The organism is Streptomyces sp. NBC_00557, assembly GCF_036345995.1.
Classification (GTDB): domain Bacteria; phylum Actinomycetota; class Actinomycetes; order Streptomycetales; family Streptomycetaceae; genus Streptomyces.
In genome coordinates, this window is sequence record NZ_CP107796.1 from 8,071,428 (window position 1) to 8,091,768 (window position 20,341).

Sequence of the window (20,341 nt, forward strand, 5' to 3'; positions counted from 1 at the left end):
GCCACCATGAACACCGGAAAGAACACAGCCGCCGCGGCGACGGCGATCATCGGGCAGAAGGTCCGGCCCGGGATGGAGCGGGAGTTCGAGTCGTGGCAGCAGAGCCTCAACAGCGCCGCCGCCTACTACCCCGGTTTCCTCGGAGCGGAGATCTCACCGCCGACGCCGCTGCAACCCGACTGGGTCGTCGTGTACCGGTTCGACTCGGTGGCGCATCTGCAGACGTGGATCAACAGCGAGACGAGGCAGACGTATCTCGACGTCGGCGCCAAGTACTTCGACGGTCCGGCGACCCAGCAGGTGGTCAGCAGCGGCACACAGGCACTGGATCCGCTCGTCACCGTGGTGGTCACCCACCGCGTCCATCCGAACCATGTCGACGACTTCCTCGCCTGGCAGCACCACATGGTCCAGGAGGAGAGCAAGTTCGAGGGGTTTCGCGGCACCGAGCTCTTCCGCCCCATCGAGGGGCTACAGGAGGAGTGGACCACGCTGTACCGCTACGACAGCGCCGAACACCTCGACGCATGGCTGACATCTCCCGAACGGCAGAGGGTCCTGGCCGAGGGCGAGAAGTTCAGCGACTTCACACTGCATAAGATCGACAACTCGTTCGGCAGTTGGTTCGCCTTCGAAGGCGACGGCAAGGAGGCACCGCCGCCGCCCTCCGAGATCAGGACCTCCCTCGCGGTCTGGGTCGGCCTGTACCCGACGGTCGTGCTGCTGACGCTTGCTCTGTCCCCGCTGCACCTGCCGCTCTGGATCGGCCTGCTTGTGGGAAACCTGCTGTCGAGCTTCCTCATGACCTTCCTCACCATGCCCTTCTACGTGAACCCGTTGCTCGGGCGGTGGCTGCGGCCATCGCCGGACGAACCGGCAAGGGCCAACCTCCGTGGGCTCGGCGTCGTGGTGGGGGCGATAGCCTTGTGGGCTGTCGCCTTCTACCTCGTCACGGTCCGGTTCTGGACACTGCCTTGACCGGCAGCCGCCAGGACGGTCGCCGTCCGGGCGCCATGCACCGGTCCGGTCCGCAATCGCCCGACGAGGGGTACACCAGGGTGTGATCGCCAGAAGGCGAACCCGACCTCCCGCCCACCCGCGGCACCGGCTCCCCGGCCCGGCGCACCATGACTGCGGCCGCCCCGCAAGGCGGGGCGGCCGGGCTTGCTCACCGCGGTGCTGGGCGTCGTCCTCGTGACGGCCCCGATCGTGACCGCCGTCCCCGGACGGCAGTACCGGCAGGGACGGCAGGCGGAGCACGCCGGCGGTGAGACCCTCGGGGCCGCGCAGAAGGCGGCGCCGGTCGTGCTGTCACATGGCAGGGCGGGCCCACGCGCGCCGTTCGGCCTGTTGCGAAAAGAGTTCGGTCCCTCGCGACGGACGCCGCCTGCCTCCCCGTAGAGCAGACGAAGGCATCACCCCTACCGCCCCACGTCACCACCCTTCGTCCGACTCGCGAACCCACGAGGTGCTTGTGACTCTCCTCTCCGCACTCCGTCTTCACCACGCGCGATCGCGGGGGCGTCTCGCCGTCGGGTTGCTGGCGCTCGTCGCCGGAACCCTGCCGAGTGCGGCTGCCGACGCCGCCACCCCGGCCTCCGGATCGGTCAGCGACACCGCGCCCGCGACCACGTGGAGCGCCGGTCCCTTCGCCGTCCCGAACGTCTCCGGCACCGCCGGGACGGTGAGCTGCGGCACTGCCCAGCCCTGCGACGACTACGCCTTGAAGGTGTCGGTGCCCGCGGGGTACGACGCCGGTCACAGCCTGCGCATCGACATCAGATGGCCGGACTCCGCGGCCGACTTCGACCTGTACGTCCTCGGTGCGGACGGCCGGGAGGTGGCCGCCTCGGCCTCATCCAGCGACCCCGAGACCGTGCTGCTCCCGGCGGTGCCGGCGTCGTACACCGTGCGCGTGGTGCCGTACGCGCCCCTCGGCGACAGCTTCACCGGCACGGCGAGCCTGATCACCGCTCCGGTCGATCCACCGCCGAGTACGGCCACACCGCCGACGTACGCGAACTCCCGGGCGCCCGAGGGCATCGCGAACGCGCACAACGCCGGTGAACCCTCGATCGGTGTCGACCGTGCGAGCGGCGCAGCGATGTTCCAGGCGTACACGTCGACGCTCAAGGTCACCTACGACAGTGCCGGTGCCGCCACCTGGCAGGACAAAAGCGCGAGTGCGGCCGACGGCTGCCCCCAGGGCAGCACCACCAGCCTCGACCCGATCCTGTTCACCGACCCGGTCACCCACCGCACCTTCGAGTCGCAGCTCGCCGGTAAGACCGCGCTGACCTGCTACACCGACGACGACGGTGAAACATGGACGCCGACGGGCGGCTCGGGCATCAACTCCGGTGTGGACCACCAGACCATCGGCGGCGGTCCCTTCGCCCCGGGCGGCGGACCAGGCGCCCTCACGTCGTACCCGAACGCCGTCTACTACTGCTCGCAGGACATCGCCGACGCCTCCTGCGCGGTCAGCCGGGACGGCGGTCTGACGTACGGGCCCGCCGTTCCGATGTACTCGCTGCTCGACTGCGGCGGCCTGCACGGGCATGTGAAAGTCGCCCCGGACGGCACGGTCTACGTGCCCAACAAGGGCTGCGGCGGCAACCAGGCTGTGGCCGTCTCCGAGGACAACGGGCTGACGTGGACCGTCCGCAAGAACCCGTCCAGCACTCCCGGTGACTCGGACCCGAGCGTGGGGACCGGGGCCGGCGGGACCGTCTACATGGGCTACCAGAACAGCGACGGCACGCCGCGTATCGCCGTCAGCCATGACAAGGGCAAGACCTGGCTGTACGACCAGAACGTCGGCGCGGCCCTCGGCATCAAGAACGTCGTCTTCCCGGCCGTGACCGCGGGCGACGACAACAGGGCCGCCTTCGCCTTCCTCGGCACCACCACGGGCGGCAACTACCAGGACCCTGCCTTCCAGGGCGTGTGGCACCTGTACGTGGCCACCACCTACGACGGAGGCCGGTCCTGGGTCACCGCCGACGCCACCCCCACCGACCCCGTGCAGAAGGGCTCGATCTGCACGGGCGGCACCACCTGTGGCAACGACCGCAATCTCCTGGACTTCATCGACGTCACCACTGACGCCCAGGGCCGCGTGCTCGCCGCCTACGCCGACGGCTGCACCGGCACGTGCGCGACCGGAGGCGCGCAGAACTACGACGCGCTGGCCTCCATCGCCCGCCAGTCCTCCGGCAAGACGCTGTACGGCGCGTACGACGCCGTGGTCAGCGGCAAGCACAAGAAGCCCGGAGGAAGCCACTAGATGAGGCCGTCGTCCTCCGCTGCCGTACTGGCAGCAGCCGTCCTCGGCCTGGCCGCGGTCACCGGATGCTCGGCGGCGAGCAAGCACGCCGAGCACCCGGGGCCGACGCCGTACGCAGCGCAGCGGGCAACCGATCCGCCGGCCAAGAACGCGGCCGGCGCCGTGCCCGACGGCTGTCCCACTGCCGCCTCACTGCCACTCCCCGAGGACTTCCCGGCGAACCTGCCGGTGCCCGACGGCGCGGTCGTGACCTCCGTGGAGCACCGCACCGGCGGCCGGCTCGTCGTCGCTACCGTCGTACGGGGCGGCTTCGACACCACCCTGGCGTTCCTGCACACGCAGCTCCCCAAGGCCGGCTACATCCCCGAGGAGGGCGAGGTGGAGGAGGACGACGCCGAGTCGGACTTCCTCAGCACGACCGTCCGGGGCCGCTGGACCCTGCGGAAGATGCCCGGCTGCAAGGGAGGGGTGTACCTGACGTACCTGACGGCTGCCGTCTCCTGAACCGCCTCGAGCGGCTGGCCCTCCTGGCGGAGACACCCCACAGCTCAACTTCACCCTCGCTATCGACGAGTGCCCTGCGCCGGCTCGTGGCACTGTTGGATCCCGCCCTGGAACGTGCTCTGTGGCGGTTCCCAGACCGAGCAGTCGTGGGCGAAGAGCACACGTCGTGGGTCGAAGTCGGCGAGTCTGTCCAGCCAGCGCTGGTAGGTGGGAAGAGGCTGTTCCACGCCGTGAAGCGCTGCTTGGCGGGCCAGCTGGTCGGATGCGAAATGGGAGGCGGAGTCGTGCGCCTGGCCGGCGAGGACCACCGTGCCGTCGGCTTGCCGGAGGACCAGGGACTGATGGCCTTGGGTGTGCCCCGGTGTCGGGATGACCCAGACTCCCGGCCACACCTCGGCTTCACCGGCGAGTTCCTCATAGGCTGCGGCGGGGAAATCGATCAGCTCGTCGATCGTGTAGCCGCCGTTTCGGGCAGTGGTCATCTCGACGTCCTGGACCAGGATGGGCCTGCCGCCAAGGAGAGGGTTTCCGCCGCAGTGGTCGAAGTGGAGGTGACAGTTCGCGACGAGGGAGATGTCGTCAAGAGCAACTCCGGCCGCGCACAGAGCCTCCTGCACATCCCGGCGCCGGGGCCGGTAGTGGGCTTCCGTCTCTGGCTCCGCCTTGCCGATGCCGGTGTCGAAGAGGATCAGGCCGTGGTCGTGTCGTACCAGGTAGGCAAGCACAGGTTCGACCCGCGGCTGCGGGCCGCCGGTCTCCGACGCAGGCCGGACGAAGTATCCGAGATCGAGCCGACGCACCGCCATGTTCTTCCCCATGCCGCCAGCCTGGCAGATTCTGGTGTTCCGGTCGGCCGGTCTGCCCAGAGCAGAACCACCAGCGACGTCAGCGGCCGTACGGCGTGTCCTTCACGCGCATGGTGCAGCCGCGGGCGGAACCCTGGGCAGCGGCGCGGGTCTGTGTCACTGCGGTCATCGGCATGACCGCGCGGCCGCCGGACTGTGTTCGCACCGCAAGGCCCACGGCGCTGGGACAGCCGTTGCACGTCATGCACCACCGCGGACGACCGGCGGAGGTTGTCCGCAATGCCTTCTTGCCCGGGCGTCCTGCAGCTTCTGAGTGAAGCGGTGCATGTGGGGGTCGAGCAACTCGTCCGACTCCTTCAACTTCGCGCACTCCGCAACGACCTTGGGCGAGGACAGGCAGAGCGAGTTCTTCGTCATCGTCCCGGGTAGCGGAACGGGTGAGCTGGCCGGGATCATTGGAGCCGGAGGCATCGCGGTCGACCAGGACGGCACCCACCACCGGATCTGGTTCGACTACGACCTCGGTCAGTAGGCCCAGCAACTCGGCAGGTCACGCCCTGAGTCAGAGCCGTATCGTCGGAAAATGTGGATGAGTACTGGCACCACTCGGGGAAGCGGGTTGGCCCTTCCTCGGTGCCGTGCTGACGGTCGGCCTTCTGCTCGGGTCAAGGTCGTTCGTCTGGGCTTTGCCTGCGGGCGAGTGCCCGGCTTGGTCCGGTCCGCGGTCCGGCGCCCGTCGTGGGAGGGCCCGGTGTGATGCGGGGCGAGGCGAGGGCTGGCCATGCCGTACGCGGCGACGTCTGGGATTGGGCTGCTGAAAGCTGCGTCACGCGAGGGAGCCCCGCCAGCCTTCCTCGCCGGGCGGGGCAGGGTGAGTCAGTCGAGGTCGATCGTGAAGCGCCTCGTATTCGGAGCGATCGTTTCGGCGTGGACCTGGCCACGAGCCCGGTCGTATTTCCCGGTGCCGCCGGTGATCGCGTTGTCGAACGGAGGGGGAGGGGTCGTCGGGCGGCCCTGGGTGAGGATGCCGAAGACCATCCCCTGCACGGAGAGCTGGCCGCCGGGGAGGGTGTAGGTCACGACGCACTCTTCCGCTCCGCCGTCGACGGTCCGGGTGGTGGTGCAGACGCCGCCTGTCTCGCCGATCTTCTTGCGGTTGCCGTCGAGGAGGTCCGAGCGGAAGACGGTGCGATCGCCTTGGGCGGCGGGCATGCCGCCTGGGTTGACGGGGAAGCGCGTTTGCTCGGCGAGCACGCCGATGAGTGTGATGACCCGGCCTGCGCTCTTGGCGCGGGCGGGACCGGTGTCCGTCGCGGCAGCCTCGGCAGGGGCGGAGGCGAGAAGGGCGACCAGCGCAGTGGCCGTGCCGAGACAGCCTGCTGTGAGGGGGCGCATCGTGTGGCTCCTGAGGTTGATGCTCACGGATGATCAGGTGACGCATTCATAACCTCGGCTCTGCCGCCGCCCGGAACGTCCCGGCGTGACTCACCGGTATATCCGACCAATCGGACCAACCCGGGACGAGAGACGGCACGCCCGACCGGGCGAGTCGCGCGCGGGAGGACGCTGGTGCAGCACATCGGCTCCTGACTCGCGGCAACACGAGGTGCTGGCGCCGCTGACGGACCGCCGTTGTCAGGTCTCACCAGCACAGCCGGCGTGCCGACCTGCGGACGGGCGCTACTCGGGAGGGGCCGCCCGATAACCAGGAGCAGGGGCGGGGTGAGCCGTCCAGGGTCGTCAGCGCACCTCATCGCCCAGCGACTCCGAAGGCGCCCTTGACTCCTCGACTCGGACCGGATGCTCGACAAGCCGGCCGACCCGGCGCTTCGTTGATCACTCAACCGAGTGGGGAACGAAGACCATTCCTGAGGAATGTGGCCTGGTGAGACGTTTCGGGCGGGGCCGAGCAATCAGCTCTCCGGCAGGCTCCCTGACACGCGGCAGGGAGCCTGCCGTATCATCCTGCGACGCATCCGAGCTTCCAGCCGGGTGGGTGTTGCCCGGACACCTCAGAGGTTTGCCCCATCGTCCTCGTCGTCTTCGGCTTCGAGCGCGTCCAGTGTGTCTCCGATGCGGATGAGGTCTTCGTCGGAGAGTGGAGCTGGAGTCCAGCGGTGTGCGCGTGCGTGGTCGATGAAGGCCTTCTCCAACGGGACGTGGTAGCGCTCGAGGTAGTGAGCGAGGTCCGAGTACCAGAACCACTCGCCGTCGGTGCGCAGCTCCAACCCTGCGATGAACTCACCGCTCAGCGCGTCATGGACCGCGGATCCGGAGACGGCGAGGACCGATCCTGAACGCAGGTAGCGCGCCAGCTTCTCCTCGTCCGGGTCACCCTGGACGCGGACCGAGTCGCGCAGGGCGGCTCCGTCAGGGCGACCGTGTGCCAACTCCTTGAATTCGCCGAGGAACCGATCGTAGGGAAAGGATCCGCTGGCCATGTGCTCAAGCCTATTCAGCGCCGGCCCCTGCCCGCCTCCGGATTTCGTACAACGCCGCTTCACAGGCCTAGACGTTGTTGTGAAAGCACTGGTCACGGCCACTCGTTGATGGCTGCGACCAGTTCGTCAAGCTCCTCATGCCCGTCGGATCACAGAAACTGCAGCGCTCGAAGTGAGCGTGGACGGTTGGCCAGTGGTGTGGCGCGTTCGGCTTCTGGTGGGCGGGGTGCTGTGCTCAGCCTTCGGTGATCACGGGTGGTATTTCGCTGCTTGTGCGCGGACCTCGCCCCGTACGATCACCTGGTACGGCTGTTGGAGGGGGTGGGAATGCCTGAGGTCAGCGAGGACGGGACAGCGGCAGTGATGCGGCTCGCGGCGGGTGCGCCGCTTGGGAGCACGCTTGATGTCGCGGACCCGAGTGACTGGCTCGCGCTGGACGCGCAAGTGCGTGAGGTGGCCTGGTACCGGCCGCGGTTGCTGCCGGAGTGGGAGTACGCCGCCCCGCTGCCCGCCGACCTGACCCAGCTCGGCGAGTCTCGGCTGGCGCTCGCCCTCTGCCACCGTGACGGGCGGATCCGTGAGGAGGCGGTGCGCCGGTCGGCGCAATACCCCGGTCTGATGCCGTTGGTCGTCATCCGCTGCGCCGATTGGGCCGGCCCGGTGCGCGAGTGCGCTCGGCAGTTGCTGCGCGAGGCCCTGAACGTCGAGTCCGCCCTCACCCTCGCGCCGCTCATCCTCCGCGTCGGCCGCCGCGACAGAGGTGACTTCGGCGTCGATGAGCTGGGTCAGGTTTTGCGCCGGGCATCCCGCGGACAGCTCGTTGCTCTCTTCGGCGACCGCGACCGCATGGTCCGGCGGTTCGTATACCGGCAGGCCGTCGAGGGCGGGCTGCTCCGTCCCGGTGAGCTGGCCCACGCGGCCGCCCAGGACGAGGACAACGTGATCCAGGACCTGTGCGCCACAGCGGCGCTTGCGGCGCTGGGAGATGAGGAGGCGTACGAGGAGGTGCTGCCTCCTCTGCTGTCGGCGCGTAACCCGCGTGCTCGTTCAGCCGGCGTCACCGGACTGCGGCGGGCGGGGTGGTCACGGCGGGCGGAGTCGTTTCTCAGCGACCGGTCCGCGCTCGTGCGTGCTTGCGCCCGGTATGTCGTACGACAACAGGGGGGTGATCCGGTGGCCTGGTACCGGGAGCGGTGCACGGCATCGGACGGCCTCGAGTTGCCGCCGGGTGCGGTCATCGGGCTGGCCGAGTGCGGCAACCGCGCGGACGCCGCACTGCTGTGGCCGCTGCTCGCGCACGCCGCGGCCGGTGTGCGGGCGCGGGCGGTGGCAGGGCTGCGGACACTGGACTGCGTGGATGCCGAGCAGTTGCGGCCGCTCCTCGACGACCCTGGCGCCGGCGTCGTCCGAGAGACAGCCATCGCCCTGCTGCCCTCGGCAAAGGAACTGCCCGCCGACTGGCTACTGGAGCGCACCGGTTCCGAGCGGCCGCGGCACGTCCGCGTCGCCGCGTTCCGGCTGCTCGACGCGCGCGGCGGCATCGTGGCGCTACGGGCGGCGGTCGGCCTGCTGGAGGACCCGGACGTGAAGCTGCGTACCTGGGCCGCGCAGAGCGTGCAGCGCTGGCATCCGTCGGCGTACGTGCGGCGCGGCGACCCGGAGGTGCGGGAACTGCTCGAGCGGAGCCGACACCTCTTCAGCGACCACGGCCTGCGCCGACGCAAGCGGGAGGCCGGGGCGGACCGCTGAGTCTGCCTGGGCACTCAGGCATACCAGCACCGGCCTCCGTGGCTGTCGTGCGTGAACGGGATGGGATGTCCGAGGGGCCCAGTTGGAGGTGACCCTGCGTAACCGCACACCACCGCGCGCGTGGCCTTCTGCACCACGTCAACCCGAGGATCGGCCTGCGCGAGGATGACTTCCAGTCGCTTGCCGACTTCGCCCGTTCTCTGGGTACTTCGCATGCCGCCGACTGAGTCTTTCCTCAGTCCGTCGGGGACCTCTCTGTCGTCCATCACCCCAACCGCCAAGCCCCTGGGGCACACTCGTTCTGAAACGATCAGTCAGAAGAACACTCCGCATCGCAGCAGCACGTTCGCGTACGGACGGGCCTCGCCCGTCCGTACGATCAACTGTGCTCCGGACGACCGCTCCTTGAGGTGCTCGTGCGGGACGAGTGCCAGGTCGGGAAAGTGCCCGTCCAACAGCGCGGCCGCCGCGGGATTGGCGGTCCGGATCTCCTCGGCCGCCGTGGCGCCTTCGACGACCAGTTCGGCGAGCAGGCCGTCCAGCACCTCGGCGAAGGACGGCACCCCGGCTCGGAAGGCCAGGTCGACCACGCGCGGACGCTTGGGTATGGGCATGCCCGCGTCGCACACCAGTACCTGGTCGGTGTGGCCCAACGCGGCCAGTTCGCCCGCCAGATGGCGGTTGAGGATTCCGGCCTTCTTCACAGTGCGTCGGCCTCCTCGGCGGTGGGGTAGGAGTCCTGGGCCCCGCGGCGGGTGACGGCCAGGGCGCCGACGCGTGCCGCATAGGCGGCGGCTGCCTCCAGCCCCGCCCCGGCGCCGAGGCCGAAGGCCAGCGCCGCGGTGAAGGCGTCGCCGGCGCCGGTCGTGTCCACGGCGTCGACTGTTACCGGCGGGATGCGGGTGGTGGTGTCCCGGGTCGCCACCAGGGCGCCCTCGCCGCCCAGGGTGACGACGACGGAGCGTGGGCCGCGGGCGAGCAGGGCCCGGGCCCAGTCCTCGGGGGTCTCGCCCGTGGCGGTGTCGCCGAGGATGACCTTCGCCTCGTGTTCGTTCACGATCAGCGGGTCGCACGCGGCGACGACCTCGTCGGGCAGGGGACGCGGGGGCGAGGGGTTGAGCACGAAACGGCTTCCCGGTGCCAGGCCGCGCACCACCTCCACCACCGTCTCCAGCGGGATCTCCAACTGCGCGGACACCACCCGGGAGGAGCGCAGCAGACCGGCCGCGGCCTGTACGTCCTGGGGTGTGAGACGTGCGTTGGCGCCCGGGGAGACCACGATGCTGTTGTCGCCCGACGGATCCACCGTGATCAGCGCGACGCCGGTCGGCGCCCCGCCCGTCAGCACGCCGGCCGTGTCGACGCCGGCGGCTCGCAGCGAGTCGAGGAGCATCCGGCCGTGGGCGTCGTCGCCGACGCGGGCCAGCAGGGCGGTGCGGGCGCCGAGCCGGGCGGCCGCGACCGCCTGGTTGGCGCCCTTGCCGCCCGGATGGACGGCCAGGTCGGAGCCGAGCACCGTCTCCCCGGGCCCTGGACGCCGCTCGACGCCGACGACCAGGTCGGCGTTGGCGGATCCCACGACCAGCAGGTCGTAGTCGTACATGAGGGGACCTTCCCGATAGGTGGCCGGGGGCGGGGCGCCACCGTGCCGGCACCCCGCCCCCGGTTGGAGCGCCGCTGTCAGCCGTGGAAACCGGCCACGTTCTGCTGCGTGACCACCTTCACCGGGACCTTCACCGTGTCCTGGACCTTCTTGCCCTGCACGGCCTTGAGCGCGTTGTCGACGGCGATCCGGCCGAGCTGGGTGGGCTGCTGTGCCACCGAGGCGTACAGGGTGCCGTTCTGGACCGCCTTCAGTCCGTCCGGGGTGCCGTCGAAGCCCATGACCTGGACCAACTTGCCGGCCTTGGAGCCGAGTGCCTTGATGGCGCCGAGCGCCATCTCGTCGTTGGCGGCGATGACGCCCTGGACGTCGGGGTGGGCCTGCAGCAGGTTGGACATGACGTCGAGGCCCTTGGTGCGGTCGAAGTCGGCCGGCTGCTGGGCGACGACCTGGATGCCCGGGTAGGCCTTCAGCCCCTTGGCGAAGCCTTCCGCGCGTTCGCGGGCGGCGGAGGTGCCGGCCTGGCCCTGCAGGATGACGATCTTGCCGTGTCCGCCGAGCTTCTCGGCGAGCGTCCTGGCGGAGAGTTCACCGCCGGCGATGTTGTCGGAGGCGACGAGGGTGTCGACGGACGCCTTGTTGACGCCGCGGTCGACGGCGATCACCGGGATCCTCGCCTTGTCGGCGGCCTTCACCGAGTTGCTCGCCGCGTCGGAGTCCACGGGGTTGACGATGATCGCGCCGTAGCCGGAACTGGTGAAGTTCTGCAGCTGGTTGGCCTGCTGCGAGGCGTCGTTCTGCGCGTCCGTGACGGTCAGGTCCACGCCCAGCTTCTTCGCCTCGGCCTGCGCGCCGGACCGGATCTGCACGAAGAAGGGGTTGTTGAGCGTGGACAGCGACAGACCCATCTTCGGGGTGCTGCCGGCGGAGCCGTCGTGCAGGAAGGAGGTGGCGCCCACCAGTGCGACGGTGACCGCCGCCGCCAGGGCGTACGTGCCCGCCTGCCGGCCCTTGCTGCCGCCCGTGCCGGCCGCGACGGGTGTCGCCCCGGCCTTGCGGCGCAGCGTGTCCAGGAGCACCGCGAGCGCGATGACGACACCGATGACGACCTGCTGCCAGAAGGCGGACACCGACAGGAGGTTGAGGCCGTTGCGCAGCACGGCCAGGATCAGCGCGCCGATCAGGGTGCCGGACGCCTTGCCGGTGCCGCCGGCGAGGGAGGCGCCGCCGATGACGACCGCCGCGATCGCGTCGAGTTCGTAGCCGTTGGCCGCCTGGGGCTGGGCGGAGGACAGCCGGGAGGCCAGCACGATGCCCGCGGCCGCGGCGAACAGGCCGGACAGCGCGTAGATGGCGAGCTTCTGCCGGTTCACCCGCAGGCCCGACAGACGCGCGGCCTCCTCGTTGCCGCCGATCGCGTACATCGAGCGGCCGATGTAGGTGCGGCCGAGGACGAAGGCGGCGATCAGCCCCATCACGACCATGACCAGCACCGGGACGGGCAGCCAGTTGCCGACGGTGTCACCGAGGTGGGAGACGGAGGACGGGAAGGGGATGGGCACGCCTCCGGAGATCACCAGCGACAGGCCTCGGGCCACCGACAGCATGGCGAGCGTCGCGATGAAGGGCGGCAGCTTGCCGTAGGCGATGAGGAAGCCGTTGACCAGGCCGGCCACGATGCCGGTGGCGACCGCGAGCAGCAGGGCCAGGACGACGGGTACGCCGTGCGATGTGGCGCTCCAGGCGAGCACGGTCGACGACAGCGCGGCCACCGATCCGACCGACAGGTCGATGCCGGCCGCGACGATCACGAAGGTGACGCCGAAGGCGAGGATCGCCGTCACGGCCGCCTGGACACCCACGTTGAGGAGGTTGTCGGTCGTGAGGAAGTCGCCGGACAGCGCCGACAGGGCGATGAAGAGGACGATCAGCGCGGTCAGCGCGCCGTTGTCGAGCAGGACGCGGCGCAGGCCGCTCGTGGCGCCACCGGCGCCCGCCTTGCTCTTGAGCGTGTCAGTGGCCACGGCTGGCCTCCGTTCCGGTAGTGGGATGGCTGACGGCGAGCGCCATCACGGCGTCCTGGGTGGCCTCCCCGGCGTCGAGTTCGCCCGCGATGCGGCCCTGGGCCATCACCAGCACCCGGTCGCTCATGCCGAGCACCTCGGGCAGGTCGCTGGAGATCATCAGGACGGCGGCGCCCGCGGCCGTCAGTTCGTTGATGAGCTGGTAAATCTCGACCTTGGCGCCGACGTCGATCCCGCGCGTCGGCTCGTCGAGGATGAGCACCTTCGTGTCGGCGAGCAGCCACTTGCCGATGACGACCTTCTGCTGGTTGCCTCCGGAGAGTGTGCGCACGTGCTGGTCGAGTCCTGCCATGCGCACGCCCAGTTGCCCGGCGATCCGCTCGGCGGCCGCGTGCTGGCTCTTGCGGTCGACCAGCCCCGCACGGGTCGCCTTCCGCATGGTCACCAGGCCGAGGTTCTCCTCCACCGTCGCGTCCAGCACCAGCCCCTGCCCCTTGCGGTCCTCGGGCACGAGCCCGATCCCGGCCGCCATCGCCGCGTTGACGTCGTGCCGGCGCAGCACACTGCCGGAGACCTTCACGGTTCCCGCGTCGTAGGGGTCCGCGCCGAACACGGCACGCACCACCTCGGTACGGCCCGCACCGACCAGACCGGCGATGCCGACGACCTCGCCCGCGTGCACCTCGAAGCTGATGTCGTGGAAGACCCCGTCGCGCGCCAGGCCCTCCACCGTCAGCAGGGCCGGGCCGGCAGCGGCCCGCTCACGTGGGTACTGCTGCTCGATGGAGCGGCCCACCATGAGCCGCACGAGCTCCTCCTGCGACGTGCTCGCCGGAACCTGCCCGACGCTCCGGCCGTCACGGATCACGGTGACGCGGTCGCCCAACGCGGCGATCTCGTCGAGGTGATGGGTGATGAACACGATGCCCACGCCGTCCTCGCGCAGCGTGCGCACGATCGCGAAGAGCTTGTCGACCTCCTCGGAGGTGAGCACGGCGGTCGGCTCGTCCATGATGAGCACACGCGCGTTCAGACTGAGGGCCTTCGCGATCTCCACCATCTGCAGGCGCGCGATGCCCAGATCACGCACCCGAGCGCGGGGCGACACCGTCACGCCGACGCGCTCGAGCAGGACGGCAGCCTCCGCCTCCATCGTCCGGCGGTCGATCATCCCGAAGCGGCGCGGCTGACGGCCCAGGAAGATGTTCTCCGCGACCGTCAGATCGGGAACGAGGTTGAACTCCTGGTAGATCGTGGCTATTCCGAGACGCTCGGCGTCCTGCGCACCGTGGATACGGACCTCTTCGCCGCCGACGACGATGCGTCCGGCGTCGGGTGTGTACGCACCCGACAGCATCTTGATGAGCGTGCTCTTGCCGGCACCGTTCTCACCGAGCAGGACATGCACCTCGCCCCGGCGCAGGTCGAAGTCGACGCCGTCGAGCGCGACGACCCCGGGGAAGGACTTGCGTATGCCCTCGATGCGCAGCAACTCCTCCGGATTGCTCACGACTGACTCCTGTTCGTTGCGGGGGGCTCGCCGCACGAGCGGCGTACGACGAGACGGGCGGGCAGGGTGACGGACTCAGGGGTGCGCCCCTCGATGCGGTCGACCAGCGCGCGCACGGCTTCGCGGCCCAGTTCGCCCGTGGGCTGGGCGATCGCGGTGATCGGCGGATCGGTGTGCACGAACCACGGGATGTCGTCGAACGCGACCAGTGCGATGTCGTCCGGAACGCGCAGCCCGCGCGCCCGTATGGCGTCCAGCGCGCCCAGCGCCATCAGGTTGTCGGCGGCGAACACGACCTCGGGCGGCTCGGGCAGGTCCAGGAACGCCTCGGTGACCCGCCGGCCGCTGTCGGCCTGGAAGTCGCCCTGTCCGATGTAGACGTCGGGCAGATCCAGCCCGTGCGCGGCCAGCCCCTCCCGGAAGGCCTCGATCCGCTCCCGTCCGGTGGTGGTCGCCGCAGGGCCCGCGATGATGGCCAGCCTGCGGTGCCCGAGCCCGTACAGATGCGCGACGAGGTCCCGTACGGCGCCTCGTCCGTCGGAGCGCACCACCGGCACGTCCGTGTCCGCGATCCAGCGGTCCACGAAGACCATCGGCGTCCCCGCGCGTGCCGCGTCCGCCATCAGCGGGGAGCAGCCGTCGGTCGGCGAGACCAGCAGCCCGTCGATCCGGCGGTCCAGCAGGGTCCGTACGTGATGGTCCTGGAGGTCGGGCCGCTCGTCGGCGTTGCCGATGATGACGCTGTAGCCCAGCAGACGGGCCTCCACCTCGACGGACCGGGCCAGCTCGGTGAAGTAGGGATTCAGCACGTCGCTGATGACCAGGCCGAGAGTGCGGGTCTGGTCGGTGCGCAGCGAGCGGGCGACGGCGTTCGGGCGGTAGCCCAGCTTTTCGACAGCGGCCAGCACCCGCTCCCGTGCGCGCGCACTGACCGACGGATGGTCGTTCAGCACACGCGAGACCGTGGCGACGGACACGTCCGCCGCGGCGGCCACGTCCTTAATGCTCGCCATCGCCGCTCCACCTCCTCGTGGACGTCGTGTAATCGATTACTCGATTGCGCAGGAAGGATTGGAATCGATTACACGAGCCGGAACAAGATGTGCCGGCAGTGACGTCCGTCACGTGACGCAGGACTCCGGGCGGGAACGAACGCTGCCGGTCAACACCCGCACCGGCCCGCCTTGAGAGGGACCCGAGGCGCCGCCGGACGGCTCTCCGGCAGTCGAATGCTCGTACCGCCTGAAGCCGAGGAGGCGGACGCGTTCATGGCCGCGGTCCACATCGGACAGACGGCGCCCGGCGGTGAAGCAGCGCGGATGCCGGGCCACGGTGAGTGCCCCGTTCAGGACCGGGTCCTGCGGTCAGCATCCGAGGGCGCCGGCCCGGATCTTGAGCAGGGTCGGCTTTCCGGCACCGTTCTCACCGACGACGCCGACGAGTTGACCAGAGGCGACCGTCAACTCGGCCCCGCGCGGGGCGGACTGCTTGCCGTGGGACTCGTGGATGCCGAGGGCCTGGAGGATGGGTGCGGGTGCGGGTGCGGGTGCGGGTATGGGTGTTGAGCCGGGCGCCGTGCTCGGCCTTCCTACAGGTTGTCTCGTTGCGGTAGGGGTGGTTCCGCGTTCAGCCCGGCCGCGTGGATGCTGAGCATCTCCGGGGCCCAGCGGGTCATGCCGTCGGCCGGCAGCGGTCCGGGCCGAGGACTTCGGCGAGGCGGTCGCGCAGTAGGAAGAGGGCCAGGTCGTTGGTGAGGAGCAGGGCGTCGCGCACCGCCGGGTCCCGCCCGGAGCGGCCAGTCCGGCTGCGGCCAGGCCGTCCAGCGTCACCCTCCTCAGGTCGTACAGCCGCTGGAAAAGCAGCCGTCTTCCGGCATCGGTGTCGGACAGCGGGAGTCGGCGCAGTAGCCGGGCGGGGGTGGGGGAGTCGTCCGGCGGAAGACGGGCGAAGGCTTCGCTCGGCGACCTCGCCCCGGCACCGGGATCGAGTAGGTCCGCTCCGTTCTCACCTCTCAGCTCGCCGAGCATCGCCTCGACGACGTCCGGGACGCACTGGTCGACTTCCTGGCGCGACCCCTCCTTCGACCCCGGAATCCGGCAAGGGAGACAGGCCGACTGACCGCGCCTGGGTCGAATCGCCGCCGGGGCCATTCGGAGGCTTTTCAATAGCGCCTTCCATGGACGTCCCGCAGGCTGGAGCCGGATGTGAACGCTTCGCCGCTGACCGTGGCAGACAAGGCTCTGGGAGGATCGCGTGGCCGCTTCGCCGCCCGGCAACGACACACCGCCCGCGAGGTACGACGACCTGCGGGCCCTGGTGATCAACTGCACCCTCAAACGCTCCCCGGAGACAAGCAACACCCAGGGGCTGATCCACCGCAGTACCAACCTCATGGAGGCGCAGGGCGTGCACGTCGACGTCGTACGGGCGGTGGACCACGACATCGCCACCGGCGTGTGGCCCGACATGAGAGAGCACGGCTGGGAGACGGACGCCTGGCCGGACCTGTACGAGCAGGTCATGGCGGCCGACATCCTGGTGCTGGCCGGCCCCATCTGGCTGGGCGACAACAGCTCCGTGATGAAGCAGGTGATCGAGCGCCTCTACGCCTGCTCCAGCCTGCTCAACGAGTACGGCCAGTACGCCTATTACGGCCGTGTGGGAGGCTGCCTGATCACCGGCAACGAGGACGGCGTCAAGCACTGCGCCATGAACGTCCTCTACAGCCTCCAGCACCTGGGCTACACCATCCCGCCCCAGGCGGACGCCGGGTGGATCGGCGAGGCGGGCCCCGGCCCCTCCTACCTCGACCCCGGCTCGGGCGGCCCGGAGAACGACTTCACCAACCGCAACACCACCTTCATGACCTGGAACCTGCTGCACCTGGCCCGGGCGCTGAAGGACCTCGGCGGCATCCCCGCCTACGGCAACCAGCGCACCGCCTGGGACGCCGGCTGCCGACGCGACTACGAGAACCCCGAGCACCGGTAGGGAGATACCGATGGCAAGTGGTGGACCGCCGACCAGTGACCAGCGGTGCACACCGCCGTGACGTGCGCACGGGCCCGCACGCCCCCCGTACACACACCCACCGGGACACCACTGCCGCACACCCACTGAGCTGGGGAGCTACTGACCACGGCTGGTTGGCCGGACTGGATGCCACTGAGCGAGGCTGAGGCGCCGCGGTTGCCTGGTGTCTACCTGGCCAGGCAGGGTGCGGCCGGCCCCGTGTCGGCGTCGTCCGTTCCGACGGTGCAGCCGCAAGGGCCGCTGGCGGACGCACCGCGGGGTACGCGAGCGAAGCAGTGGCCCCGCGGTGCCGGCAGTGGAGCCCTGCCGCTGGCCGCGGCGCCGCTGTGTCCGGCCGTCGGCACCCGCTGCTTCTGTCGCAGAGGTGCTTGCTGTCCGGCCGGCGCACGTACAGGCGGTGATCGCGGGCCGGCTGTACGGCCTCGAGACGGTGGGGGGGCTGCGGCGAGGTGGGGGTGTCGGCAGTCGTGCAGTACCAGCTGTTCGGCGGCTTGGGCGGCTGCCCTGGCCGGACCGGGGCTGGAATCCTTGAGCGCCATGTGGTCCATGAGAGCGGCTCGACGCAGGAGCCAGGCGCGTTCCGCCGCGGCCGGCTCCATGGGCGGCGCCGTGGCGTTCCCTGCTCGAGGACGAGCAGCAGGGTCATGCACTCGTGCCCGTACCGGGCTGCGTTGGCGGTGAGTTCATCGACGATGAGAACCTCGGAGTCCCGCTGGCCGACGGGAACGCTCCACGTCTCCAGCAGCTCAGCCGCGAGGTGCCGGGCGGCCGGGACATGCGCCTCCTGGGCGGGCAGGGTGAGCAGCGCCTGGCGGAGCTCGATGCAACACCCGGCCGGGGGAACGGGTGCCGTGACCGGAGTTATTTTCCCTTACGCCGTATGGGGGCTGATACCGTACGAGGTATGGAAAAGAAGGTGAGGCGTCCCCCGCGGGGAACGAGGAAGAGGGACGTGCCTCTGACCGAGGCCGGGATCTACGCCGCCGCCCTGCGGCTCATTGACGAGGACGGGGTCGAGGCGCTCACCATGCGCAAACTCGCCACCGTGCTCGACGCGAACCCGATGTCGCTGTACCACCACGTGCCGAACAAGGAAGCCGTGCTGCGTGGCGTGACGAGAATGGTCGGCGCCCAGTTCCGCACCGTGACGCTTGAGGACGCGCCCTGGCAGGAGCGCCTGCGTCTGCTCGCCACGGACTTCCGGACGCTGGCGCGCCGGCACCCCGAGCTGATGGCCTACTCGTTCAGCCACCAGCCCGACTTCATCCAGGCCGACGACCCGTTCTGGACGGCCCTCACCGCGATCGTGGCCGCTGCCGGCGTGCCGTTGCCAGAGGTCCCTGAGATCGCCGCGCTGATCGTCGCCGTCGTCGTCGGTGTCCTCGCCGCCGAACTGAACGGCGCTCTCCACCAGTGGGCGAACCTCAAGCCCCCCGGCCCTGATGCCGACGGCGAAGACGGGCCCACGGATGCATCGCCTGGCTCGACGGGTGCAGGTACTGCGGGCCCTGATCGGGATCATATGTTCCGTCTCGTGATGGACATGCTGATCACAGGCCTGGAAAGCCGGCTCACCGCAGGTCGCGACGGCCAGGACGCCGGCCGTCGCTGAGTCAGCGGCTGTGAGGCGCGGAGAGCAGCACCGCCTCGAACCGGTCCGCGCGCCGTACCGGCCTCGACAGGGAGCGACGCGCGGAGCGTGCCCAGCCCGACACGGCGTAAAAATGGGTTATGGGTGCACGCGGAAGATCGGAAGACCGCTTCTTGTCACAGCAGGCGGGGCGCGGTTTGCTGGTGATCGCGCTCGCACTGATCGTGGCCATCACCGTGACGGACATCGGCATCGGCACCACCGTTCATCTGGGCCCGTTGCTGGTCATCGCGCCGACTCTGACCGCCTCCTTCGCCGGTCCGCGGCTGACCGCTCTGGTCGGGGCTCTGGCTCAGGCCGCCCTGGTGATCATCTCCGTCCTCCACGGCGGGCTGACCACGACGAATCACGTGGCGCAGCTCATCGCCCTGGCCGTGCTGTCGGCTCTGGTCGTCCTCATCACCTATATGCGGGAACGGCGTGCTCGGGAGCTGAGCCGGGTGCGGTCGGTGGCCGAGACGGCACAGCGCATTCTGCTGCGGCCGCCACCCCGCCGGATCGGACCCTTGCGGGTGGCCTGGCTGTATCTGGCCGCCGAGGACGAGGCCCAGATCGGGGGTGACCTGTTGGCGGTCGCCCGCGCCGCTCATCCCTGCACCCGGATCCTCATCGGCGACGTACGAGGCCATGGACTGGCCTCCATCGGCGAGGCATCGGTGGTGATGGGCGCGTTCCGTGAGGGCGCTCACCGGTACGCCTCCCTGCCCGAACTCGTCAGCGCCGTCGAGGAGAGCGTCTGCCGGAACCTGGACGAGGTCGCCGCCACCGTGCACGACGTCGGCGAACACTTCATCACCGCCGTAATGATCGACATCCACGATCAGGGCCCGCGGGCCGAGATGCTCAACTGCGGCCATCCGCCACCCCTGCTGATCCGTGGCGACCAGGTGACCGTCCTCAACTCCCGCCGACCCGCACCCCCGTTGGGCCTGTGCGCCCTCTGCACACGGAACGACCGCACCGACCCGTTCACCTTGGAACCGGGCGACATGCTGCTGCTCTACACCGACGGCGTGATCGAAGCCCGCTCACCGACCGGAGCCTTCTACCCGCTCGCCGAGCGGGTCGCCGCCTTCCCCAGCTCAGGCCCCGACGCCCTGCTGCACCGCATTCACCGCGACCTGCTCGCGCACACCGGTGAGCAGCTCACCGACGACGCCGCCTTCCTGATCATCGAACGGGCCCCCGCTCACCTGCACCGGCCGCACCTCATGACCCATGCCGGCGGATCTCCGCCATTCACGACCGGTTGACCGTCACTGACCTCCTCGCCAGGTGCCGCACTGGTGCACACCACGGAGCCCGCCGCCCATGCCCGCCATGGCGGGCGCCTGCCGGGTCGCGCCGAGCCGCTGAGTCAGCGCAGGGGCGAGTCGGCGGTGGGCGTCAGTACGGTCTCGGTGACGCCGACGATCTGGCTGATGTCGAACCCCTCCATGTCGGCGCGGAATGCGGGGCCGGCCAGGTACGCCTGCAGTCGCTCCTGTACGTCGTCGGCGTCCCTGTAGGAGACGAGGGCGTACAGCCGCGGTGTCTCGCTTCCCGAAGTCGGGGGCACCGTCCAGACGCCGTGCGTGGTGATCCGGTGCTTCGCCATTCCGGGGATGTGCTGGGACCAGATGTTCTCGTAGGCGGCGAGGGCCTCCGGGCTGGACAGGGTGTAGACACGAAGCTGGTACTGGGACATGAACACTCGTTCCTTTTCTGGCTGGTCTGTCTGGGCATCGATGG

General features: G+C 69.9%; 17 protein-coding genes. 8 read left to right on the top strand and 9 right to left on the bottom strand.

Going from position 1 to position 20,341, the window contains the following annotated elements; all coding sequences use genetic code 11:
• Window positions 1-6 precede the first annotated feature (6 nt).
• The 3 genes from OG956_RS35930 to OG956_RS35940 all read left to right on the top strand — a co-directional run bounded on the left by OG956_RS35930 (window position 7) and on the right by OG956_RS35940 (window position 3,793).
• The gene (locus tag OG956_RS35930) at window positions 7-978 is read left to right on the top strand and encodes an antibiotic biosynthesis monooxygenase (RefSeq protein WP_330342208.1); all 972 of its coding nucleotides are present in this window, start codon (window positions 7-9) and stop codon (window positions 976-978) included.
• Between the two features lie 496 nt (window positions 979-1,474).
• Window positions 1,475-3,289: a sialidase family protein gene (locus OG956_RS35935; RefSeq protein WP_330342209.1), complete on the top strand. Its 1,815-nt coding sequence runs from the start codon at window positions 1,475-1,477 to the stop codon at window positions 3,287-3,289.
• Window positions 3,290-3,793, top strand: a complete 504-nt coding sequence (locus OG956_RS35940) for a hypothetical protein (protein ID WP_330342210.1) — start codon at window positions 3,290-3,292, stop codon at window positions 3,791-3,793.
• Window positions 3,794-3,852: 59 nt separating this feature from the next.
• On the opposite strand, the gene OG956_RS35945 is transcribed toward OG956_RS35940, so the two are convergent.
• A complete protein-coding gene (locus OG956_RS35945; RefSeq protein WP_330342211.1) occupies window positions 3,853-4,611 on the bottom strand; it encodes an N-acyl homoserine lactonase family protein in 759 nt (252 codons plus the stop codon).
• Between the two features lie 313 nt (window positions 4,612-4,924).
• Here OG956_RS35945 and OG956_RS35950 point away from each other — a divergent pair, with 313 nt between their 5' ends.
• Window positions 4,925-5,131 carry a DUF3224 domain-containing protein gene (locus OG956_RS35950; protein ID WP_443065640.1) on the top strand — a complete coding sequence of 69 codons (207 nt, stop codon included), beginning with the start codon at window positions 4,925-4,927 and terminating at the stop codon, window positions 5,129-5,131.
• A 344-nt stretch (window positions 5,132-5,475) separates the two neighbouring features.
• Here the strand turns inward: OG956_RS35950 and OG956_RS35955 are convergent, their stop codons facing one another.
• Window positions 5,476-5,853: an allene oxide cyclase barrel-like domain-containing protein gene (locus tag OG956_RS35955; RefSeq protein ID WP_330342212.1), complete on the bottom strand. Its 378-nt coding sequence runs from the start codon at window positions 5,851-5,853 to the stop codon at window positions 5,476-5,478.
• Between the two features lie 758 nt (window positions 5,854-6,611).
• The gene (locus OG956_RS35960; RefSeq protein WP_330342213.1) at window positions 6,612-7,040 is read right to left on the bottom strand and encodes a hypothetical protein; all 429 of its coding nucleotides are present in this window, start codon (window positions 7,038-7,040) and stop codon (window positions 6,612-6,614) included.
• Between the two features lie 327 nt (window positions 7,041-7,367).
• On the opposite strand from OG956_RS35960, the gene OG956_RS35965 reads away from it, so the two are divergent.
• Window positions 7,368-8,789: a hypothetical protein gene (locus OG956_RS35965; RefSeq protein ID WP_330342214.1), complete on the top strand. Its 1,422-nt coding sequence runs from the start codon at window positions 7,368-7,370 to the stop codon at window positions 8,787-8,789.
• A gap of 314 nt (window positions 8,790-9,103) precedes the next feature.
• On the opposite strand, the gene rbsD is transcribed toward OG956_RS35965, so the two are convergent.
• From rbsD to OG956_RS35990, 5 genes are all read right to left on the bottom strand, one after another.
• Entirely contained in the window at window positions 9,104-9,493 is a 390-nt protein-coding gene (rbsD, locus tag OG956_RS35970; RefSeq protein WP_330342215.1) for a D-ribose pyranase, read from the bottom strand.
• On the bottom strand, window positions 9,490-10,392 hold the full coding sequence (gene rbsK, locus OG956_RS35975) for a ribokinase (protein ID WP_330342216.1): 903 nt from the start codon (window positions 10,390-10,392) through the stop codon (window positions 9,490-9,492). The genes rbsD and rbsK overlap by 4 nt, the downstream gene beginning before the upstream one ends.
• Window positions 10,393-10,469: 77 nt before the next feature.
• The gene (locus OG956_RS35980; RefSeq protein ID WP_330342217.1) at window positions 10,470-12,416 is read right to left on the bottom strand and encodes an ABC transporter permease/substrate-binding protein; all 1,947 of its coding nucleotides are present in this window, start codon (window positions 12,414-12,416) and stop codon (window positions 10,470-10,472) included.
• Entirely contained in the window at window positions 12,406-13,926 is a 1,521-nt protein-coding gene (locus tag OG956_RS35985) for a sugar ABC transporter ATP-binding protein (RefSeq protein WP_330342218.1), read from the bottom strand. The genes OG956_RS35980 and OG956_RS35985 overlap by 11 nt, the downstream gene beginning before the upstream one ends.
• Window positions 13,923-14,939, bottom strand: coding sequence for a LacI family DNA-binding transcriptional regulator (locus OG956_RS35990; protein ID WP_330342219.1), 1,017 nt, complete (start codon window positions 14,937-14,939; stop codon window positions 13,923-13,925). The genes OG956_RS35985 and OG956_RS35990 overlap by 4 nt, the downstream gene beginning before the upstream one ends.
• A 1,240-nt stretch (window positions 14,940-16,179) precedes the next feature.
• Between OG956_RS35990 and OG956_RS36000 the strand changes: the two genes are divergently transcribed.
• The 3 genes from OG956_RS36000 to OG956_RS36010 all read left to right on the top strand — a co-directional run bounded on the left by OG956_RS36000 (window position 16,180) and on the right by OG956_RS36010 (window position 19,863).
• Window positions 16,180-16,917 (top strand): flavodoxin family protein, encoded by a 738-nt coding sequence (locus OG956_RS36000; protein ID WP_330342221.1) that lies wholly within the window; start codon window positions 16,180-16,182, stop codon window positions 16,915-16,917.
• A gap of 994 nt (window positions 16,918-17,911) precedes the next feature.
• Window positions 17,912-18,571, top strand: a complete 660-nt coding sequence (locus OG956_RS36005; protein ID WP_330342222.1) for a TetR/AcrR family transcriptional regulator — start codon at window positions 17,912-17,914, stop codon at window positions 18,569-18,571.
• 182 nt (window positions 18,572-18,753) lie between these two features.
• On the top strand, window positions 18,754-19,863 hold the full coding sequence (locus OG956_RS36010) for a PP2C family protein-serine/threonine phosphatase (RefSeq protein WP_330342223.1): 1,110 nt from the start codon (window positions 18,754-18,756) through the stop codon (window positions 19,861-19,863).
• Window positions 19,864-19,967: 104 nt separating this feature from the next.
• Here the strand turns inward: OG956_RS36010 and OG956_RS36015 are convergent, their stop codons facing one another.
• Window positions 19,968-20,297 carry an NIPSNAP family protein gene (locus OG956_RS36015; RefSeq protein ID WP_330342224.1) on the bottom strand — a complete coding sequence of 110 codons (330 nt, stop codon included), beginning with the start codon at window positions 20,295-20,297 and terminating at the stop codon, window positions 19,968-19,970.
• Window positions 20,298-20,341 lie beyond the last annotated feature (44 nt).

Coding starts and splice junctions, on each gene's coding strand:
- OG956_RS36015 (WP_330342224.1), bottom strand. CDS start 20,297: ATGTCCCAGTACCAGCTTCGTGTCTACACCCTGTCCAGCCCGGAGGCC.
- OG956_RS35965 (WP_330342214.1), top strand. CDS start 7,368: ATGCCTGAGGTCAGCGAGGACGGGACAGCGGCAGTGATGCGGCTCGCG.
- OG956_RS35940 (WP_330342210.1), top strand. CDS start 3,290: ATGAGGCCGTCGTCCTCCGCTGCCGTACTGGCAGCAGCCGTCCTCGGC.
- OG956_RS35945 (WP_330342211.1), bottom strand. CDS start 4,611: ATGGGGAAGAACATGGCGGTGCGTCGGCTCGATCTCGGATACTTCGTC.
- OG956_RS35930 (WP_330342208.1), top strand. CDS start 7: ATGAACACCGGAAAGAACACAGCCGCCGCGGCGACGGCGATCATCGGG.
- OG956_RS35950 (WP_443065640.1), top strand. CDS start 4,925: ATGTGGGGGTCGAGCAACTCGTCCGACTCCTTCAACTTCGCGCACTCC.
- OG956_RS35960 (WP_330342213.1), bottom strand. CDS start 7,040: ATGGCCAGCGGATCCTTTCCCTACGATCGGTTCCTCGGCGAATTCAAG.
- rbsK (WP_330342216.1), bottom strand. CDS start 10,392: ATGTACGACTACGACCTGCTGGTCGTGGGATCCGCCAACGCCGACCTG.
- OG956_RS35990 (WP_330342219.1), bottom strand. CDS start 14,939: ATGGCGAGCATTAAGGACGTGGCCGCCGCGGCGGACGTGTCCGTCGCC.